Genomic DNA, 19704 nt, shown 5'->3' on the forward strand with positions numbered 1-19704 from the left:
ATACTCCGTCATGGCAAGAAAAATGCCGTAAGGCGCTTGCGAAAATCCGCGTCTGATCGCAACGCCGGCTTGCGGAGCGTCCAACACACCCATCACACCGCTGGAGCGGTGGTCGTGAAGGAGAGCGAGAGCGGTTCACGAGGACGAAATCCACACAACCGCTAGGAAAACCGCTGGGAACCGCCAACAGCGGGGACTGCCCACCCCCGCCACCGGTACATCCACAGCCCCAGATACTCCCTGAGTGCGCGGGTGCTGGCGGCCAGTGCGTCGGCATCGGGCAACCAGCGCAGCAAACTGGGCGGTTCGGGCATCACCTCGAAATCGGTGGGGGCCGGGATCGCCTCGATCCCCACCGCCCGGAAGCTTTCCAGCGCGCGTGACATGTGCAGGGCCGAGGTCACCAGCAACACGCGCTGAAAACCGCGCGCGCCGATCAAGTCGGCACTGTAGAGCGCATCCTCGCGGGTACTGCGACTACGCCCCTCCAACAACACCGCCTGCTCGGGTACCCCCAACTCGACCAGGAAGGCACGCGTGGCCTCGGCCACCGAACCGCGCTCACCGCTCCAGGGCATCGTGCCACCCGTCACGATCACCCAACGGGCCTTACCGGCGCGCGCAATCCGTGCCCCTTGCCACACCCGATCGGCGGCCGCACCCAAGTCCGGATAGGGCCAGTGGGGCGGTCCGACGCTCACCCCCCCGCCCAACACCACCACCACATCGGCCTGCGGCAACCCGGCCACGGGATTGTTGGCAAACCGCCCCTCCAGCGACAGCCGCAGTGCATTGGAAACCACCGGCAACGACCAAGCCCCTAACCAGAGCACCGCGACCAGCACCGCACCACCCCCCAACCGCCGTCGTCCGAACACCAACAGCAGCAGGGCCAGCACGCACAGAGCGAGCGACAGGCCCAACGGATAGGCCAGCTGCGCAATCAGTTTATCGAGATAGAGCATCAACACCAGGCTCCCGCCAGTCCAAATCAAAGCGACATCCGTGCCCCGTGAACCTCAGTTCCAGACACCGCGTCGGCACCGCCCGACCGAACGCCGGATGCCACACGCTGGACGCCAGGCCAGCGTGACCACCGGTGAGCTGCCAGTCCACCAAATGACCGCCCGGCAAGCGCAGGCACCCCCGCCCGCCGTCATCCGCAATCTCGGCAATCACCTCTGGATGCAGATGGAAACGGGCCACGGCCGCGCCGCACTCACCCTCGATCGCATCGGTGACCGTCAGCCGCTCCGATGTCAATTCCCAGGTGCGCCGATGCAACGGCCGCCCCGGCAGGCGGCGATAACCGTCGTGGGCGGCGCAGACCCTCAGCGCGCGCTCCGCGGTGAACTCGGTGCGCGTCCCAGACCGCCGTGCGCCGCGGTCAAGCTCCGGCACCGAGTCCACCCGCACATCCAGGGGCCGCGCGCGCCGCGCCACCCGGAAGCCACCCCAGACCTCGCTCGAATCCGCGCCGTCGATCTGCACCGTACTGTGCGCCGCAGTGCCCCGCTGGGCCAAGCGCTCCGGACCGCTGCCGTAGCGCGAGGTCCCGCCGTTGACGATCACCCGCTGCCCGAACAGCGACAGCTCGAACGACAGCGTATCGGCGTGGGCATGACCCGGCAGATAGTCAGCTCCAAGCGGCGCCACGTCCAGCAGCGCCACCGCTGAGCCGGCCTCAAGACGGCAATAGCCGGAGTCACGCAGCCAGACCACTGCGCCATTGCTGGACATCGGGACGCAGAGCGTCCGCCCGACGCTCCCACGCTGGAGCGTGGGAGCGCGAGTGGCGAGCGTGGTCGCGGCGCCATCGAGACCCAGCCGCTGCCGATAATCAACCAACTGCGCCAGCGTCGGGGCAATGCCCAACGCCGCGTCGTTGAAAAAGCCGATCTCGCCATCGGGATGGCACATGACGGTGAGCCAACGCGTCATGGACTGCACACACTCACGGTATAAGCCCAGCATTGCCGGCACCGCCGTCTCCGGATAGGCAGCGACCAGATTGATCAGGTCCAGCACATCTTCCAGCACGATGGCGTGGTACATGGGGCTGCGCTCAAAATGCCCGCCGTCGGCCAGGGTCTGTTCGCGCAGCTCACGCGCCAGCAACCGCTCTGCACGGGCACGCCACGACTGCGCCTGCGGCCCAGCGAAAAAGGCCCCGGCAAAGGCCAGGGCCTTGGCATTCGCCAACAGATGGTTACCGAGTAGATGATGCTCCAGGCGTCGGCGCAGCCAGCGTGCCTGCACCGCCAGGCTCGCCACACACTCGGGTGGTAGCGCATTGCCCGCCAGCGACCACTTGACCCAATTGACGATGCGCAGCGAGGTCGGATAGGGCTCCCAACCGGTGCCGACCCCCGGCGGATTCTCCGCCACCCAGCGCCGCAACAGCCCCTGCTGCCAGGCGACCCGTTGCGGCCCAGTGGCCGCACTCAGGTCATCGAAATAGTGCAGGTTATACAGCCACAGCTTGTCACGGGCGGGATTGTTCCAGGCCCCCGGCCCAAGGAGTGCGTGCGTCTCGTTCAGCAAGCGCAAGCTCGCCGGCCCCAGCAGCGACACCGGCCGCAGCGCCGGGGCAACCCAGTGCGACTGCGCTCGCCGCAGCGGCGGGGCCGGGCGCGTATCAGGATGGGGTCGGTACAACCGAAACCAGACGCGCCCATAGAACTGCACCGGACGCAAATGGCGCAGCGTATGAAAATACCGCCGCAGCATCAGCCGCCCCGCGCGCCCACCACGCCTTTCAGCACCACCAACATGCGCCGCGCCAGCGCCGTGCGGTCATAGTGGGGCGCGGCCTGCAGACAGCGCGCACGCAGGTGTTGGCAGAGCATGGGGTCTTGGGCCAAGCGCAGCACGCCCGCGCACAGGGCCTGCGCATCCTCCGGCGCCAACACCAGGCCCACGCCCTCACGTTCGACGATCTGGGCAGACTCGCCCGCCACGCCGTGTAACACCGGCAGCCCCATGCCCATGCACTCGAACAGCTTCGAGGGAATCACCTTGGTAAAAGTATCACACTTTTTCAGATGGATAATCGCCACATCCAGCAGCGACCAGTAACGCGGCATATCGGCCTTCGGCACCGAGTCAAGAAACAGGACATTATCCAACCCCATCCGCGCGGCGGTCGCCTTCAGCGCCAGCTTGCGCGCACCGTCGCCCAGCAGCACGAAACGCACCCGAGCGCCCTGCGGATGCGCACGCATCAGCGCCGCCGCCTCCAGCACCGTCTCCAATACATGCGCCATCCCATGCGTGCCGATGTAGCCGGCGACAAAGCGACCAGTCAGCCCGAACCGCTGGGCCAACGCCGCATCCCGCTCCACCGGGTGAAAACGCGTCAGATCAACGCCATTGGTGACGACATGGACCTTGCTGCCGTCAATGCCGCGCGCGATCAAGTTGCGCCGGAACGACTCGGTCACCGCCACCACCGCGGCCGCTCGCCGATAAAGAAACAGCTCCACGCCCTCCACCAACCAGAGCAACGCAGGGTCCTTCATAGCCCCGACGGTCTTGATCGACTCCGGCCAAAGGTCGCGCAATTCGAACACAAACGGCCGCCAGTGGAACACCGACAGCATCCAGGCCGCACAGTTGGTGAAGAACTGCGGCGAGGTACCCACGATCACATCCGGCCGCCGCTGCGCCAACCCGACCAGCAAGCCCATCACCATAAAGGACAGATAATCGAGCGTCCGCCGCGTAAAACCCGCGTTGGCGATCATGTAGGTCCAGCCCCGTATGACCTCAATGCCGTCCATCGTCTCGCGCTGCCACAACCGGTTACGGTAACCAGGAAAGACCTTCCCGGTGGGAAAATTCGGCACGCAGGTAATCACCGTCACCCGATGCCCCGCCCGCACCCACTCGCGGCAATGCTCAAAGGTGCGTGACGCCGGGGCATTCACCTCCGGCGCAAAGTTATCGCTCAGAAACAGGATGTGCACGTCCACTCCGCAAGATCGGTTGAGTGTTAACTTTTCTTGGTGTTAACTTTTACAATTCGAGTACCACTTGCCGCCCGAGCGACAAGGATCACATCCCGTGGATGGGGTCATCCCAACTGGAATGACGGACGGCGATGAACGCCGTTGACAATTAAGCCTCAACCGCTAAGACGTCCTCAAGCCCTGCCACAATCCGTGCCCCCGCCCGCCCATCCCAGAGCGCCGGAATGCCGCCCCGCGGCCAGTCCCCGGCGAACAGCCGCTCCAGCGCGGGCGCCAGCTTAGCCGGGTCGGTGCCGATCAATGCATTGGTACCGATACTCACCGTTTCCGGCCGCTCGGTGCTGGCGCGCAACGTCATGCATGGCACGCCCAGCACCGTCGTCTCCTCGGTGATGCCGCCGGAATCGGTGATCACGGCCTTGGCGTGCCTGACCAGATAATTGAACTCCAGATAAGCCTGGGGTTCAACCAGCTGCAGGCTCGTCGGCAGGTCCGCCAATGCACGCAACGTCTTCGCCGTACGCGGATGTACCGGAAAGATGACCGGCAGACCCCGTGTACCCTCACCGATCGCCCCCAGCATCTGCGCCAGGGAATCGGCCGAATCCACGTTAGCCGGTCGATGCAGCGTAACAACAAAATAGCCGCCTGGCCGCAACCCCAACACCTCCCAGAATGCCGGCGGCCGCAGCCGCTCCAGGTTGGTCAGCAGGGAGTCGATCATGGTGTTACCGACAAAAAAGATCCGCTCCTCCCCCACCCCCGCGCGGCGTAGATTCGCGTTGGCGAATTCACTGGTGGTGAAGAACCAGTTGGTGATGGCATCCGTCACCATCCGATTGATCTCCTCCGGCATGCTCCAGTCTCCGGAGCGAATTCCCCCCTCAACGTGCGCCACCGGGACCCCGAGCTTTTGCGCCGCAATCGCACAGGCCATGGTCGAGGTCACATCGCCGACGACCAGACACAGGCGGGATGGCGCCGCCAACAGCAGCCGCTCGTAGCCGAGCATGATCGCCGCCGTCTGCTCCGCCTGGGTGCCCGACCCTACCTCCAGATTCACATCCGGCTGCGGGATGCCAAGCTGGGAAAAAAAATCGCCCGACAAGCGGGCGTCATAGTGCTGACCGGTATGCACCAACCGGTACCTCAGGCGCCCGCCCGCCGCTGCCCTGGCCTCTAAGGCACGGATGATGGGCGCGATCTTCATGAAATTCGGACGGGCGCCAGCGATGATGTCGATCAGCACAATTTCAGAATCTTCAGTGTCAACGATTCGTGATTATACCGCGGCTGTGCTAAACAGCTTGTGAACCGTGCAGCAAAGTACGGCAGGCAGCCGACAGCGCTAGCCTTAGGCGGCCACCTCAAGCGTCACCCGACTGACCTCCAGGATCTCCGCCAGCGGGATCGGCGCCGACCCGCCCGTGCGCAGGGCCGTCACAAAGGCTGCCGCGCAGGCACGCTGGCCCTTGTCCTGGCGCCATAGATTGAGCCGCTTGAAACCCGGCCAACCGAAACCGGTCAGGCGACGGAAATTGTCGAGTTGCAGCACCCTCCCGGCGGCGAACACCTCCAGCCGCTCCTTGGGAAAGGCCTTACTGCCGTTGGCCAGATAGTGGATGGTCCCGAGCGAGCCGTCGTCAAAACCCAGGCTGATGCTCACGCAATCCCCCGTGGCCGAGTCCATGACCAGCCGTTGTGCCCGCACGATCGGCACCCCGGCCAGAAATCGCAGCAGGTCGATAAAGTGACAGGCCTCGCCGATGATCCGCCCACCGCCCACCGCCCGGTCCTGGGTCCAGTGCCCCGCCGGGATGGCCCCGGCGTTGACCGTCATCACGAAGGCCTTGGGCCCGGTCACGCCGGCCAGCAAGGACTTGATCTTCTGCACCTGGGGCGCGAAACGGCGGTTGAAACCGACCATCAGCAAAGGCGCCTCGTTCTGGCTCCCACGCGCCAGCGTGGGAGCCAGCGCGGACGCTCCAGCGTCCAGTTGGATGGGAGCGACCGCCGCCTCAATGCGACACAACTCATCAAGGGTCAGACACAGCGGCTTCTCCACAAACACCGCCTTGCCCGCGGCCAGCGCCTGCAACACCAACCGCGCATGACTGTCATGCCGCGTGGTAATCACCAGCGCGTCGGCCTGCGGATCGGCAAATAGCCCCTCGGTGTCCGTCGTGGTGTGCGCAAAGCCAAACTTGCGCCCGGCATGCACCCCGCTCACCCCGCCGCTGGAGGCCACCGCCACCAGCCGTGCGCCCGCCGCCTTGAACGCCGGGATCAACACCCCGGTCGCGTAATTTCCCGCACCGATAAAGCTCACCGCCCCAGCCGCTGCCCCCACGCCGGGGTGCAGGGAGGCCGGGGTAACCTGCACGGTGCGCGCGCGTAACCGCTGCTCCTCCCCGCCCGGGTACTCCAGCACAATCCCCAGCGACGGCTCGGCCCCGCCGACCACCGCGTAGGCGCGCGGCGCATCCGCCAGCGCGAACCGATGCGAGATCAGTGGCGCCACATCAAGGCACCGATCGGCCAGCATATCCAGCACCGCCTCGAAATTGCGCTGTTCGGTCCAGCGCACAAAGCCCACCGGATAATCCTGCCCCTGCTCCTCATAGCGCGGATCATAGCGCCCCGGCCCGTAGGAGCAAGAGACCTGAAAACTCAGCTCTTTCTCGTAGAAATCCGCCCGCGACAGCTCCAGCCCCACGACCCCGACGAGCACGATCCGCCCGCGCTGGCGACACATCAGCGCCGCTTGGTGCACCGGCTCATTGCTGCGCGTGGCCGCCGTGATGATCACCGCATCGACGCCCCGCCCGCGCGAGAAGGTGTGCGCCACCGCCACCGGGTCCTGCCCAGCCTTGAGATCGACCGTCTCGGCACCGAATTGGCGGGCCAGCTTGAGCTTCGCCGGGTCCATATCAATGCCCAGCACCCGACACCCCTGCGCGCGCAGCAGCTGCACCGCCATCAGCCCGATCAGCCCGAGCCCGGTCACCACCACCGCCTCGCCCAGCGACGGTGCCACCAGCCGAATACCCAGCAACGCGATCGCCCCGATCACCGTAAAGGCCGCTGACTCGTCCGACACGCCATCCGGGATGCGGGCACACAGGTTCACCGGCACGCACGCCATCTCCGCGTGCCGGCCGTTGGAGGCCACCCGATCACCCACCGCGAAGCCCGTCGCCCCGGCACCCAACTCGGCCACCACCCCGACGTTGCAGTAGCCCAACGGCAACGGCTGACCCAGCTTGTTGAGCACCGCCTCCACGGTCTGCACCAGGCCGTCGGTGCGCACCTTCTCCAGCACCTGCCGCACCTTGTCCGGCTGCTGGCGGGCCTTCTCCAGCGGATTGGCCTTGCCGAAATCCACCAGCATCCGCTCAGTCCCGGCGGAGATCAGCGTGCGGGTGGTGCGGATCAACAGTGCACCGCGCCCCAGGCGCGGGCACGGCACCTCCGCCAACTGGGTGTGGCCGTCCTTGAGATTCTGCAGAATTTGTTTCACGGTACAACCTAGATCACATGAACACCCACCGACGGCAGCCGTCCTGCGGCCACGCGACAGATGCAAGAAATCGGGATGAGTGGCCGCCGTCCTTCGGGTATCTGAGCGTCCCAGCCGGTTGGCACGGACTCAGATCTGGCCGCCACGCCACAGCACGCAACCCACAACTTGAACGTGTATCCCTTGATCTGCGCGAGGGACCGTCTCGTCCGGATAGCGCTCGCGATTTTCGGAGCGCAAGATGAGGCATCCATCATAGCGGCGATAGAGGCGCCGCACCCGCAACTCGCGGGCGTAGCGAAGCGCGAAGATCTGTCCATCCCGGACCGCGCGGTCACCGAGATTGACGAGCAGCACATCACCCTCATGGATCAACGGCGCCATGCTGTCTCCCTGGGCGTCAATGACAGCAGCATTGTCCACGCTCAGTCCGATCCGGCTGAGCCAGTCAGCGTCAAATGCCAGTGGGGGCGTCTGCGGCTCAAACACCAGCTCGCCGCTGCTCGCGGAAAACACTAACCGCCGCCTGGGAATCAGCACCGAGCGATCGGTCGGCACGTCCCCCGATGCCAGGGAACGACCGCGCGCATCCGGATCTGCGGTAGCCACCTGGCAGCCACTCACGGGCTCCGCAATCGCCGGCCCAGGCGCGCACTCGGTTGCCGGCGGCGAGGTGATCGAGCACGCGGCGTCGTCAACGAGCAGGTGGTCCAGGGTCCAGCCGAGCGCGTCGGCGACCAGCCTTTGTCTGGTTCTGGGGAGCCCTCGCTTCTTCCAGTTATTGAGGTCCTGACTGCGCACGCCGATCCGCGCCGCAAACGCGGACAGGGATTCACCCCGCGCCCGAAGCGCCGCCTCCACTTTGATCATGGCTGTCATGGACCCTCAGTCTAAACAGTCTGCACACGGCAGCAACAAACATCATGTTTACATTATAAACACAATGAGATGATCTAAGACCGGCCGCTTCTCTCGCCCCCCTCATGGAGGAGGGTTGGGGTGGGGGCTGAACGGTCACGTGGCGTCCAATCCAGGTCCGTAAGGCGGATGGCATCGTCTCAATCGCCTGATCGAGGCGGTCAGTTCCAGGTCGGCAGGCACCCAACTCACTCCAGACCAATGACAATGCGGACTTACTTCGGCGCAACCTGGCGGGCAGCGGCGCGGTTGGGGAATAAATTGGCGAACGCAGGCCCCTTCGGCAGGCCTACCCGCACATCTGCCGATTCGGTATGGACGATGTTCACCTGGAATTCAGTACGGCGGTGCGGATGCCCGGCCACTGCCAAACTTAGTGCTTGTACTCACGGATAACCTTCTTTACGGAGTCTGGCGAAAGTGGTGCGCCCTCATGGACTGCGGCCTTTGATGCGCCAGCGCCAACACCAAGCTCAACAAACACACGGCACTCCACTGGCGTCACTCCACCTTCCATGAGTTCCATCGGGTGAACTAGCACCTCTGGTGCCCTAAGCCCACGGCGGACGGACTTCACCGCCTCCTTGAGTTGATGCTGCGCCATGGTAAAGTCTGCAATCAACATCCTGGGTGATGCATGGCTCATGTCGCGGCTGACCTCTTTGGCAGCGCCGGTGTCCATATTCTTGACAACGAATCGGTCACGGAAGACTTGGACGTAGATCGCATCGCGTGTAAGCATGAGGTATCCAGTGGTATTGGCTAATGTTTGTCACCGGGCTCTAGCGACTACCCAGGTGGGAGTTCCACCCACTCGATTACGCGACCTTGCCGAGCCGCACCGGCCCCTTTTCCTCCCTTTACCAGCTCAAGGATCGGGATGAGTCAGATGTGCACCATGGTGCCTGGCTTCAATGAGATCCTGGACATCCTGAATGACTTCCAGCTTTCGGACATGTTTACCAGGGCAAGCATGCGTGGTCTTCGGATCCTCGCGATGTATCTTCATCGTTCCGGCATCAAGCCCAAGAACAGCGGATAACGTGGCGATGGCGGAAACAGTATGCTTACGTACCGCTAATCCGCGGCCACTATCGAATGCCTCCGTATCATAATCGCCCAACATCTCTATACCGATGGAAACAGAATTCCAAGACGGAGAGTGGACGCCAGAAACCGTTAAAGGCGTGAACACCCATATCTGACGGTCGTCGATAAAAAGGTGGGGGCCGGCGCTCCACTTCTGTGTGTCGCGATAGAAAGCTTCAAGGTTTTGAATATGCTTGCCCGTCAACCCGTCAGGTCGTTGCGCCAGCGACGGAGCCCCCGTGTTATGTAAGACAATGAATGAAGGACGCCATGCACTCCAGTGCAGCGTGTGGCAATAGGCATCGAATTCATCCGATGTATAGCTCTTACCGACGATACCTTTCCAAGCAGCCATGTCTCGTTTCACCTCTTTGTTGAAGACAGGATCTTTATGGCCAAAAGGGCCCAGGCCAAAAGCACCAAAAGGGCACCAAAAAGGGCCAGGCTCAATTCTTGCGATACTTGCCGCATGGCCCGCCGCCGTGTCCATCTCGATGCCGTCCCGCTGCACACTGTGCAGCGGGGACATAATCGTGGACCGTGACTCTTCGACGAACAGGACGACCATGCCTGCTTGCAGTGACTCGTGAAGACGTGCTCGCACGCGAGCGCTTCGCGCCTACGTGCGGATGACCAAGCACGTCCATTTGCTGGTCACGGGCGCAATCGCCGAATCGATTCCGCGGGTCATTATCGCCGCGGAGCGCCGGTACCAGCGATACATCAACCACAGCGACCGGCGCACGGGAACCCGCTGGGACAGCAGGTACAAATCCTCCCTGATGCAGGCCGCGATGTATCTCTTGTTGTGCCAACACGACATCGAGACGAACCCGGTGCGGGCGACCATGGTCGCCGACCCGGCGCAGTATCGCTTCGTTCCTACTGGAGATAGTATACTGTGCCGTGGTAACGACGTTGACCGACGATATTGCTCTAATTCGTATTCAATGCCGGGCTGCAGACAAAGGTATTCGTCTGAGGATCTAACCCGATCAGTGCCTGTTGCCCCGAAGGGCACACATGCATCCCATTCCTTTGCGTCGGTATCGGTTGCGTTGGGTTGGCGGGGCAATCGATACGAAATGTCTTACATAGCCAACCCGGCGGCCCAGGCAGAATTGGATCACCCGGGTCTCTTGTCAATCGTTCGTTCGAAGGCTTCGCGAACGGAGCACAAAGGAACTGTTGCCGGTCGAGCCGAATGCCGGTAATCGCAGATCCGATCGGGCAGGCCGGAATACCATATTCAGCGTGCGTGGCAAACGACACAACAGCTTCCGCGCCAATTGTCGACGCAATGCTGTATCCAAGCGGTCCATCGCAGAGGAGTATATTATTCGCCGCGTGCAAACCGGTGACATACCGGAGTGCGCCGTTGGGTTGTGGAAGGCAAGCGTGCATATCGTGGCGCTGGGTCCCAGGAGATCCATCAACACATTCGCCAGGTGTTCCATTTGCATTTGCAGCCGCGCAGGTCGGCGGCTGCGCCGTCGCCATCGTGGCAACGAGCAGCAGATTGATGCCGCAAGCCCAGCGCAACGCGCCTCGAAGGAGAGGTTTCATAGTTTTCGCCCTGCCCGCGACAACCGGTTATATTGCCGCCAGCCTGTTTATGATGAGTGGTGCCATGACAAAGGATCGGGAAGTAACGGCATCGCTCGTCAAACTGCAATACCGGTTGCTGCCTGCCAAAACGGGAGTCGCGTACCCCCAATAGACTACGGGTTAGCACATGTCACAAGAAGTCCGCTGGCCGCGGGTGACTGCCGGCGCTGCTGAACATTCTCTTGTCACGACGCAAACGTTTGCTGATGCACGAAAGGTCAGCGCCCTCGTCCATCCCCGTTGCCTTGCCGGTCACTCCGCTCATCGGCACACATGTCGCACATCGCCCGTCGCAGGCGAGACACCGCCGCAGCGGTGTCTCGCGCGGGTCGGGGTGCCGCGACCGGGATAATGACTAAGGTCGCCCCGGGCAATTGCAAACGAGGCTAGACTATGGCTTAGAGCCTGTCAAGGAGCGAAGCGACAATCGGTTCTTTCTGCGCTCGGTGTATTAATAGATTTAATGACTCAGGCGTCAAGCCCCCCGTCGACCGCTGGATGGTAATCCGGGCCGAGCAAGGCCACCAAGGAAAATGGCTGGCTGGCTGAACTCGGCCGCAATCCGGGCCGCAAGCCCTGGCAGTTCCACGCGGCGGTCGGTGCGATCCAGATCGGCGTGTAAACTCGCGCCGAACCATCCGAGGCTGCTGCCGGACTGTCAGCCGGTACCGAGTGTTGTGGGCGCAGCCGCCCCCCCGGTCTTTCCCCACGAGCGCGACGGGAGAAGAAGCCGCCCCTTTTTCCGTCTGTTACCTGCGAGCAGGCAGGCGCGGAAGGGGACTCGGTGCCGTGCCATCGCCGCATCCGAGCGGTCAATGCGTTTAGCGCTTACCCGGCCGGACATGCCGCCTGATTAAATTTCCAACGGACCCCATATACTAGCGGCTAGATTCCTGTCCGCTGATCTTTCGGCATCGATGTAGGCAACCCTAGGCATGGCCGGTACCTCTGAGCGACGACTGACCGCACACAACCCACCGACACCACCCTTCGACAACACCCGCGACACACGCTATTTCTTCCCGTCGGCGGGACATGCGGAGGCCTTGTCGCGCCTGATGTTTCTCGCGGAGGACCGCAACATGGGCATGGGTCTGCTGACCGGCGAGATCGGCTCGGGCAAGACCATGCTGCGCACCGTGCTGCACGCCCGCCTCTCACCCGAGACCCACGCCCGGGTCAGTATCGAGAACAGCCTGCTCGGCTTCGACGACCTGCTGCTGGAGGTCTTAAGCCAGATCCAGGGCCAGCGCCTGCGCGCCGCGGACTACCCGGACCGCTACAGCCGCCTGGCCGCGTTCAAGCGCGTGCTCACCGAGCAGGTCGCCGGCCGCGGGCGCCATCTGGTGATCCTCCTGGATGAGGCCCAGCAGCTCGACCTACCCTGCCTGGATGCCATCAAGGGACTGACCAACATCGCCTCAGAACGCCAGAATTTCCTGACCGTTATCCTGGTCGGCCAACCGGAACTGCGCGAGCGACTGCAACGTCTGCCCCAGGTGGACCAGCGGGTCAGCCTGCGCTTTCACCTCGGCGCCCTGACGGCGGACGAGACCCGCGAGTATGTGCGCCACCGCTTGACCGTCTCTGGTTATGAAGGCGAGTTCCCCTTCGACCCGCCGGCCCTGGATGCACTGTATCGCGCCAGCCGGGGCATCCCCCGCGAGGTTAACCGCATCTGCAAGATCGCGCTGACGCATGTCCTGGGCGAGGGACTGGGGCGCTTTAGCGGGTCCGCCATCGCCACCGTCGTGGACGATCTGCGCCGCCATGGCGGCCTGTTCGACGGTGGGATCGATCCGCCGTGAGCCAGGAACTGCGCATCCGCGACAGCGTCCCGGACCAAACCGGACGCGGGGGTGACGCCGAGCGGTCTAGCCCGGACCCGGGCGAGGCCGCCTGGGACCTGCCGGAGCCTGCCGAACCCGGCTTCAGCTTGGCCCCCCTGCCCGTCGCTCCGCAAGCCGCGGGGGACGAGCGGGACGAGCCTCCCCTACCCTTCGCCGGCTTCCCGGGCATGGGGGGTGACGAGGAAGAGGAGCCGCCGAAGGGCCCGGGGCTCGACCTCCAGCGCCTGGTCCGCGGCATCGTGAAGCGCCTCTGGCTGGCGCTGGGGATCGCCTTGGCCATCGCCAGCCTGTTCCAGGTGGCCGCCAGCAGGATCAAGCCCAAGTGGGAGGCATCGGCCTCCGTCATCCTGCACACCCGCCAAGACAAATTCTCCCTGGGCGGGACCACGCCCTACGAGATGCAGAACTACAACGTCAAGACCCTGCTCGACACCATCAAGCTGCCAACCGCACTGCAGGAGGTCTACGACACACTCAAGCTCAAGGCCCCCCCGGGCGCCCTCGGCCCGGCCATCAACGCGACGATCACCAAGGATTCCAATATCTTTCCGATCACCGTGGTGTGGGATGAGGCACTCGGCGCCGTCAACATTGCCAACACAGTGGCCAAGCTGCTGGTCGAGCGCAGTCGCGACCGGCGACGCGAGGAGGCCGCAGCCGCCTACGCCAACTACAGCGAGCAGGTGGCGTCCGCCCGCACGAATCTCAGCGCCGTCACGGATGAGATGCGCGCCTTCAAGGCCAGCCACCAGGTCGTCGACTTCAAGGCCGAGATCCAGGTCCTGCTCGGCAGCCTGAGCGGCCTGGAGACGGACCTCAACACCAAAATGGCCGAGGTGCAAGCCTACAAGGAGACCTTGGCGGAGGTCGAGAAGGCGGTGAAGGGGGAGCCGGAGATGGTGGTCACCTCCAGCGTCTACCGTAATCCACTCAAGAACCGGTTGAGCGAGTACGAATGGCAGTTGCAGGAGGCGCGCAGCCGCTACACCGAGCAGAATCCCAAGGTCATCAAACTGCAGACCCGGGTGGATACGCTCAAGCAGATGATTACCGAGAGCAAGGATGAGGGCGCACCCGAGAACCTCTACTCCGCCAACATCAAGCTGAAAGACCTCCTGGAGCGCCGACGCGGACTCACCAATGACATCCGGATACGCGAGGCGCAGATCGCCGCACTGACCGAGACGCTCGCGCGCAACCGCACCAAGCTCGCCGCCCTGAGCGCCGCGGAGAAGGACTTCCAGTTACTGCTGGCGCGCATGATGTCGGCGGAGAATCTGGTAACCGGCTTGGTGGGGCGGCTGGATGAGGCCGAGATCATGAAGAAGCGCAACGAGTCGGCCTTCGAAGTGTTAGAGCCGGCCCGAACGGCTGCCCCAGTTCCAACGAAGAAGAAGCTCATCGCCATCGCCGGGGTGGTGCTCGGCGGGGGTATCGGGCTCGCGGTGGTGCTGGTGCTGGAACTGCTGGACCCCTTGGTGCGCACCCGCCGCGACGCCCTGGGTATTGCGGGGATCGAACTCGCCTGGGAGTTCCAACAGGTCCCCGTGGGGGAGTCGGCGGTGATCGACCGGGACCGCAGTGCCGATCCGGTCGCCGATCTGTTCCGGCGCCTGCTCAACGAGCTCGACACCACGTTGGAGCCAGAGCAGTGGCGCTGCCTGGGGGTGAGCAGCGCCGACCCCGCGGCCGGCCGCACCCTGATCGCCACCAACCTGGCCCAGGCATTGGCGCTGAAGGAATACCCGATGATCCTGGTGGACGCGGACCTGCGTGCGCTGGCCGGGAAGCGCCCGGCGGCCTTGTTGGGTCTGCCAGCGAGCCAACCCGGGTTGCTGCAGGCACTGCGCGGCGAGGCCCCGCTTACCAGCCTGGTCACCGTCACCGGGACCCCGGACCTCGCCCTGCTCACCGCCGGAGACTTACAATCTGATCTGGCCCTGGAGCGCCGCACCCAAGACACCCCGGCAGTCACCCAGCCGCCGGTTGACCCCGATCCGGATCAGCTCGCTACCCAGCCTCCAGACCCCAACCTGACCGCGCTGGGCAGCCGGCAATTTCGCGCCACTCTCGATACGCTGCGCCAAACCGGGCGCCACCTGGTCTACGATCTACCACCCATCGGCGCCCAGGAGACGGTGTTGGAGGCCGCCGCCAGCCTGGGCAACCTGCTATTGGTGGCGCGCAGCGGACAGACGACGCGCACCCAGTTGCGCGAGGCGGTCGAGCTATTGGACGAGCGGGGGGCCAAGGTCCATGGCATCCTGGTCACAGACGTCCCGCCCGAACTGCTGGAGGACAAGCCGCTGTTCCCGCCCAAGCCTGACAAGAAGACCCGCAAACACTGGTTCGGCCGCGCCGCGCCCCAAGCGCCGTCAACCGCCGCACCGGACCCCCAACCCGATCCCGAACCGCATGCCAGCTAACCGCCACCCGCCATCGCCCCCGTTCGCGATCCTCGTCCTGTCCGCCGCCCTGCTGGCGGGCTGCCACGGCATCCCCACGGCACCCGCGGGCGCTGCCCCGCCCCCGCTGGCGGCCACGCCAGCCCCCCCGACTCAGATCAGCCAACACAAGAGCGTTGACGAGCAACTGGCGGAACTGCAACGGGTGGTCGCCGAGACGACGATGGTGCCTCACCTGGGCAAGGGCGACGTGTTGAGCATCTCGGTCTATGACGAACCGGAGCTGACCATCGCCGGGGTGCCGGTACGCCCCGACGGTATGATCTCCTTCCCCTTGGTCGGGGACGTGCAGGCCGATGGTCGCAGCGTCGACGAGTTGACCGCGGACCTCACCACGCGCCTGCACCAGTTCCTGCTCGCCCCAAAGGTCTCGGTGATTGTCACCGCCTTCAACAGCCTCTCCTATGTCATCAACGGTGAGGTGGCCAAACCGGGCGTCTATCCCCTGGTCACCGACGTGACCCTCACCGCCGCACTCGCAGCGGCCGGTGGACTGAGCAAGGGGGCCTTTCGCGGCAGTTCGGTGGAACTGGCCGACCTCACCCATGCCTTCTTCTCACGCCAGGGCAAGCTGCTGCCGATCGACTTCGTCCGCCTGGTCCGCGAGGGCGACCTGCGCTTCAATGTGGCCATGCAATCCAGAGACTATGTCAGCATCCCTTCGGGTCTGTCCAAGGAGGTCTACATCATCGGCGAGGTCAACTCCGCGGCCGTCTTCGCCTTCCGCGATGAGATGCCAATGTCCAAGACGGTCGCCCTGGCCGGGGGCTTCACCCATGATGCGGACCTCTCGCGCATCCATGTCATCCGCGGCTCCTTAAGCAACCCGACGCTGATCGTCACCGATTTCAACAAGGTGAACGCCGGCCAGGAACAGGACGTACCGCTCCAGCCCGGTGACTTGGTCTATGTCCCGCCCACCGCGCTGACGACTTGGACCCGGATGCTCGACAAGATCGTGCCGACCGTGACCGCCCTCCAGACCGGCATCATTCTCGGCAACACAGTGAAGACGACCAAGCCTTAATCATGGCGCCAGCCACGCCCCCCCAACGGCGCGGCGCGGGCTGCGCGCGCCAATGATCAATGATCGGTCCTGCGCCCCCCCCCATCCGAAGCCAGCACCAGTGGCCGGAGCGTTGATCAAGGCCGGCGCAGGCTCACCACGAAAACAGCTTGCGGATTATATTCCATACATCCACCAAGTGCAAACTGGTAAAAAAATCAATCCCGAGCGCCGATTTAACCAAATAGGCGAATAAAAAAATCACAATGCTTATCAGTAAGTTGAGCACCGCCAGTACAATCATAGCGGCGATCAGATTCGCGATTCGCACCAGCGGTTCCGGCAGCGACCGGAGTCCTTGCCGGCGGCGATCTTTCCCCACCAACAGCACGACATAGAATCGGGAAATCAGCAGGTCGACACTGAATTTCAAATTGAGCAGTTTCGGCGTGGACTCGGGAATCGCCGCCGCCAACAACTGCGTCATGGCTTCGAGTTGCGGCGCGGTAAAGCTTGATCGCATCTCCGGAGCCAGCGACGCCAGGTAATGCGCCGGTGTCTTGTCCAGGTAATGCGGTTGACTGCTAACGTCTTTAGTCAAAGGACTGGTCTTCATTATTGCAGCACTCGCCCACACTAACGCCAGTATACCAAGCGGCCACCCGCCATCGCCGCCACCACCAATAACACCAAGGCATAGGCAACATGTTTACCGGGTCGCCCGAGGGCGCGGGTTACAAATTGCGGGGCACCGGCCAATAGCACAACACAGCCGATTGCACCAATCCAGATACCCAGCAGCCCCAGCGCCCACAATTGCGCGTTGCTATAGGGTAAGCGGCTGTTCCCTAGCGGCGTCCATGCCTTCATTACCGCCGCGACGAACATCACGCCCGTCACCCACGTGCTTGCCAGCGCAATGGCCGCCGGACCTGAGCGGATCAGATGCAGTGTCACCGCAAACGTCACCAACCAAATCCACCAAGGAACCTGAAAGGCCGCCAGCATCCACCCGACCAAGGTATAGCTCAGCAGCAAAATACTCAAATATCCCCAGCCCAGCAGGTCCGGGGAAATGAGCCTGTTGATGAACTTGGCGGTCTGCGCAATCATTTGGTATACGCCGGAGTGCTGGATCGCCGTCATGGTACGCGCCGGCCCGGCACCTTTCAACACGGGTCCCAGCACCCGCTGCTGCCGCGGGACTCTTCAGCTGCACTCGACCCAGGAGCCTGGAACCTGGAAAGCGTCGTCAAGCCGCAGATGAACGCGCAACAACACACCATAACACCACGGCTACCGGGTGTATCTCGAACAAGCTCGGCCCGCCCGCCGGGCGAACTGCCTCCTTCAGCATGCAACGGATAACCTATTGTATTCCTTATCGTTCGTTTCGGTTCATTAGCGCTCTAATACGCGTTCCAGGTTGCGCAGCTATGCCAAATCTAACCTTACCCCGTGTGCGATCGCTCCCTGCCCTTACGCGCGGCCGGTCATGCCCCAGGCGCCGTGCCGCGGCGCCCATTGCGATAACCTCGGGCGCACTGGCGACCAACTTGCGGTCGGACAGGTGGCGCGAGGTGTCGCGAATGACCTTGCTCAGAACGCCCCCCGTAAGGTCTTAGACTTGGAGCGGATGGAGCCTTGAGGCGGCCGCCGAGCGGGCGTAAGATTCACGCTATCCGCACGCCCGCTTGGCTACCCGGCGCAGACACGCTAGGCCGCCGCCAAACGCCGCCCGATGCTGGGCGGGTATCTCGTTGTTCCTCCCGCCAGACCGTTGGCCCGAGCCGATCGCCGCCCTCCCAGTCACTCACTGACCGGAAACTGCAAATGTCAATCTTCAGTGCCTACGCCAGTGTTATTTCCACACACCGGACGAGAATCCAACTGGCTATCGGCGTCATTCTGCTGGCAGCAACCTTGCTGCGGCTCGGCAGCCTCTTCCAGAATACTATTTTCATCGATTATCTGGCCTACTGCGACACCACTCAAGCCATCATGGGTGGGCGCAATCCCTACGTGTTACAGAATCTGCGCTATCACGACTGGGGCGAGGTCCCGATCGTCTATCCCGGTTATGTCTTATTTTTCCAGTTGATCGCCAAGAATCCACAACAATTTCAAATTACATACCTCCTTCTATCAATCATTTTCTTATTCGGTACTCTAACGTTACTGCTAACCAAGACCTGCCTACGAAACGAAATCCAGCCGCTGCGCCAGGCGCATGGTTTTCTCATTTACAGCCTCGTGATATTCGCCTTTTTCAACGCCAGTCCGACGCTGGCCACGCTGCGCCAAGGGCAAACCACGTCCATCATTTTCTTCTGTTTATTTATGATGCTGATTGGCCCTCGACAATTCCCCCGCTACCTCCTCTTTGGCACCGCCGCGATTATGAAGTATTCCCTTCTGACCATCTGGGCGCCGCTCCTTTTTTTTAAGAAATACTATACACTCTGCCTCATCGCTTTTCTCTTTTTCATCGGCGCTGGTCTTTATTGCGTAGTGTATTACCCCGACATCATCGCGCTGATCGCGGCCTATCTTCATGAGCTGACCCAGAGCACCAGCGGCGGACTGAACACCTACAGCGTCAGCGGCTACAACATGCTGCACCTTGACTTCATAAAGAGCAGCGGGCTTGCCGCAAGCTTGAAAATCGCGTTCCTGATCGGCGGCATCGGGCTTTTTCTCAAAGAAAGAAAGCAGCAACAGATTTCGCTGTATCTGCTGTTTTCAGCCACCTGTTTGACCATGCTGATATCCTATCATCGCGTCTATGACGTGATCATTCTGCTGCCGTTTCTCAGCCTGTTTTGTTATGAGTTTCTAGTAACAAGAAAATACCGTCTGCTCGCGATCTGCTTGGTTTTTCAGGTCTATTTTCTGATCCCGGAGAGCATGGTCTTCAAGATCAGCGATCTGCTCGGCATGCACGTGATATTTCTGGAACAATGGCTTCATCTCAGCCATTATGAAGAATGGCATCACCTGTTACCGACCCATGCCATCGTGATGCTGCTGATGACCGGCTTTGCCTATTATCTGAACCTAGCTCACACCGGGCTTTACTGCTTCGATCTGGTGGGCAGCGGCATAAAATGCGCCGCGACTGCGCCGCACGACGAGCACTCAAACTTCCACGCAACGCCAGTCGGTTAGACTGACCCGTGTCACCATCACGAGGATTTGCCGAATGACTGCGCGGTCAACGCCACTTTCTGAAGCTGTATCAGAGCGGATAGGACACCTGCGATGTTGAGCTGGCCGT

The 19704-nt window shown here is 62.8% G+C and carries 14 protein-coding genes; 4 read left to right on the forward strand and 10 right to left on the reverse strand.

Features of this window, described 5'->3' with window-relative positions; translation table 11 throughout:
* Positions 1-161: 161 nt before the first annotated feature.
* From QZY44_RS24200 to QZY44_RS24235, 8 genes are all read right to left on the reverse strand, one after another.
* Positions 162-965 (reverse strand): YdcF family protein, encoded by an 804-nt coding sequence (locus QZY44_RS24200; protein ID WP_295454107.1) that lies wholly within the window; start codon positions 963-965, stop codon positions 162-164.
* The gene (locus QZY44_RS24205) at positions 949-2730 is read right to left on the reverse strand and encodes an alginate lyase family protein (protein ID WP_295454111.1); all 1782 of its coding nucleotides are present in this window, start codon (positions 2728-2730) and stop codon (positions 949-951) included. The genes QZY44_RS24200 and QZY44_RS24205 overlap by 17 nt, the downstream gene beginning before the upstream one ends.
* Entirely contained in the window at positions 2730-3968 is a 1239-nt protein-coding gene (locus QZY44_RS24210) for a glycosyltransferase family 4 protein (protein WP_295454114.1), read from the reverse strand. The genes QZY44_RS24205 and QZY44_RS24210 overlap by 1 nt, the downstream gene beginning before the upstream one ends.
* Positions 3969-4119: 151 nt before the next feature.
* Positions 4120-5220, reverse strand: a complete 1101-nt coding sequence (wecB, locus tag QZY44_RS24215) for a UDP-N-acetylglucosamine 2-epimerase (non-hydrolyzing) (RefSeq protein WP_295454119.1) — start codon at positions 5218-5220, stop codon at positions 4120-4122.
* 105 nt (positions 5221-5325) lie between these two features.
* The gene (locus QZY44_RS24220; protein ID WP_295454122.1) at positions 5326-7491 is read right to left on the reverse strand and encodes a bi-domain-containing oxidoreductase; all 2166 of its coding nucleotides are present in this window, start codon (positions 7489-7491) and stop codon (positions 5326-5328) included.
* A 129-nt stretch (positions 7492-7620) separates the two neighbouring features.
* Positions 7621-8370 (reverse strand): S24 family peptidase, encoded by a 750-nt coding sequence (locus QZY44_RS24225; RefSeq protein WP_295454125.1) that lies wholly within the window; start codon positions 8368-8370, stop codon positions 7621-7623.
* 412 nt (positions 8371-8782) lie between these two features.
* Positions 8783-9151 carry a hypothetical protein gene (locus QZY44_RS24230; RefSeq protein ID WP_295454128.1) on the reverse strand — a complete coding sequence of 123 codons (369 nt, stop codon included), beginning with the start codon at positions 9149-9151 and terminating at the stop codon, positions 8783-8785.
* A 126-nt stretch (positions 9152-9277) separates the two neighbouring features.
* A complete protein-coding gene (locus QZY44_RS24235; protein ID WP_295454131.1) occupies positions 9278-10066 on the reverse strand; it encodes a peptidoglycan recognition family protein in 789 nt (262 codons plus the stop codon).
* Positions 10067-12041: 1975 nt separating this feature from the next.
* Between QZY44_RS24235 and QZY44_RS24240 the strand changes: the two genes are divergently transcribed.
* The 3 genes from QZY44_RS24240 to QZY44_RS24250 are packed head-to-tail and all read left to right on the forward strand — an operon-like array spanning position 12042 to position 16448.
* Complete coding sequence (locus QZY44_RS24240; protein ID WP_295454136.1) at positions 12042-12914, forward strand: AAA family ATPase; 873 nt, start codon at positions 12042-12044, stop codon at positions 12912-12914.
* The gene (locus QZY44_RS24245; RefSeq protein WP_295454139.1) at positions 12911-15382 is read left to right on the forward strand and encodes a hypothetical protein; all 2472 of its coding nucleotides are present in this window, start codon (positions 12911-12913) and stop codon (positions 15380-15382) included. The genes QZY44_RS24240 and QZY44_RS24245 overlap by 4 nt, the downstream gene beginning before the upstream one ends.
* Entirely contained in the window at positions 15372-16448 is a 1077-nt protein-coding gene (locus QZY44_RS24250; protein WP_295454142.1) for a polysaccharide biosynthesis/export family protein, read from the forward strand. The genes QZY44_RS24245 and QZY44_RS24250 overlap by 11 nt, the downstream gene beginning before the upstream one ends.
* A 133-nt stretch (positions 16449-16581) precedes the next feature.
* Here QZY44_RS24250 and QZY44_RS24255 read toward each other — a convergent pair whose 3' ends face one another.
* Together QZY44_RS24255 and QZY44_RS24260 are read right to left on the reverse strand one after the other, a co-directional pair.
* Entirely contained in the window at positions 16582-17043 is a 462-nt protein-coding gene (locus QZY44_RS24255; protein ID WP_295454146.1) for a hypothetical protein, read from the reverse strand.
* Positions 17044-17063: 20 nt separating this feature from the next.
* Positions 17064-17573, reverse strand: a complete 510-nt coding sequence (locus QZY44_RS24260) for a hypothetical protein (protein ID WP_295454149.1) — start codon at positions 17571-17573, stop codon at positions 17064-17066.
* 687 nt (positions 17574-18260) lie between these two features.
* Here QZY44_RS24260 and QZY44_RS24265 point away from each other — a divergent pair.
* Positions 18261-19595 carry a hypothetical protein gene (locus QZY44_RS24265; RefSeq protein WP_295454155.1) on the forward strand — a complete coding sequence of 445 codons (1335 nt, stop codon included), beginning with the start codon at positions 18261-18263 and terminating at the stop codon, positions 19593-19595.
* Positions 19596-19704 lie beyond the last annotated feature (109 nt).

The organism is uncultured Thiodictyon sp. (assembly GCA_903837595.1).
Classification (GTDB): domain Bacteria; phylum Pseudomonadota; class Gammaproteobacteria; order Chromatiales; family Chromatiaceae; genus Thiodictyon.

Bases quoted from the DNA above. Each gene is read 5' to 3' on its own strand.
- QZY44_RS24255 (WP_295454146.1), bottom strand. From the start codon at position 17,043: ATGAAGACCAGTCCTTTGACTAAAGACGTTAGCAGTCAACCGCATTAC.
- QZY44_RS24235 (WP_295454131.1), bottom strand. From the start codon at position 10,066: ATGGTCGTCCTGTTCGTCGAAGAGTCACGGTCCACGATTATGTCCCCG.
- QZY44_RS24230 (WP_295454128.1), bottom strand. From the start codon at position 9,151: ATGCTTACACGCGATGCGATCTACGTCCAAGTCTTCCGTGACCGATTC.
- QZY44_RS24250 (WP_295454142.1), top strand. From the start codon at position 15,372: ATGCCAGCTAACCGCCACCCGCCATCGCCCCCGTTCGCGATCCTCGTC.
- QZY44_RS24240 (WP_295454136.1), top strand. From the start codon at position 12,042: ATGGCCGGTACCTCTGAGCGACGACTGACCGCACACAACCCACCGACA.
- QZY44_RS24205 (WP_295454111.1), bottom strand. From the start codon at position 2,730: ATGCTGCGGCGGTATTTTCATACGCTGCGCCATTTGCGTCCGGTGCAG.
- QZY44_RS24200 (WP_295454107.1), bottom strand. From the start codon at position 965: ATGCTCTATCTCGATAAACTGATTGCGCAGCTGGCCTATCCGTTGGGC.
- QZY44_RS24265 (WP_295454155.1), top strand. From the start codon at position 18,261: ATGTCAATCTTCAGTGCCTACGCCAGTGTTATTTCCACACACCGGACG.
- QZY44_RS24225 (WP_295454125.1), bottom strand. From the start codon at position 8,370: ATGACAGCCATGATCAAAGTGGAGGCGGCGCTTCGGGCGCGGGGTGAA.
- QZY44_RS24260 (WP_295454149.1), bottom strand. From the start codon at position 17,573: ATGACGGCGATCCAGCACTCCGGCGTATACCAAATGATTGCGCAGACC.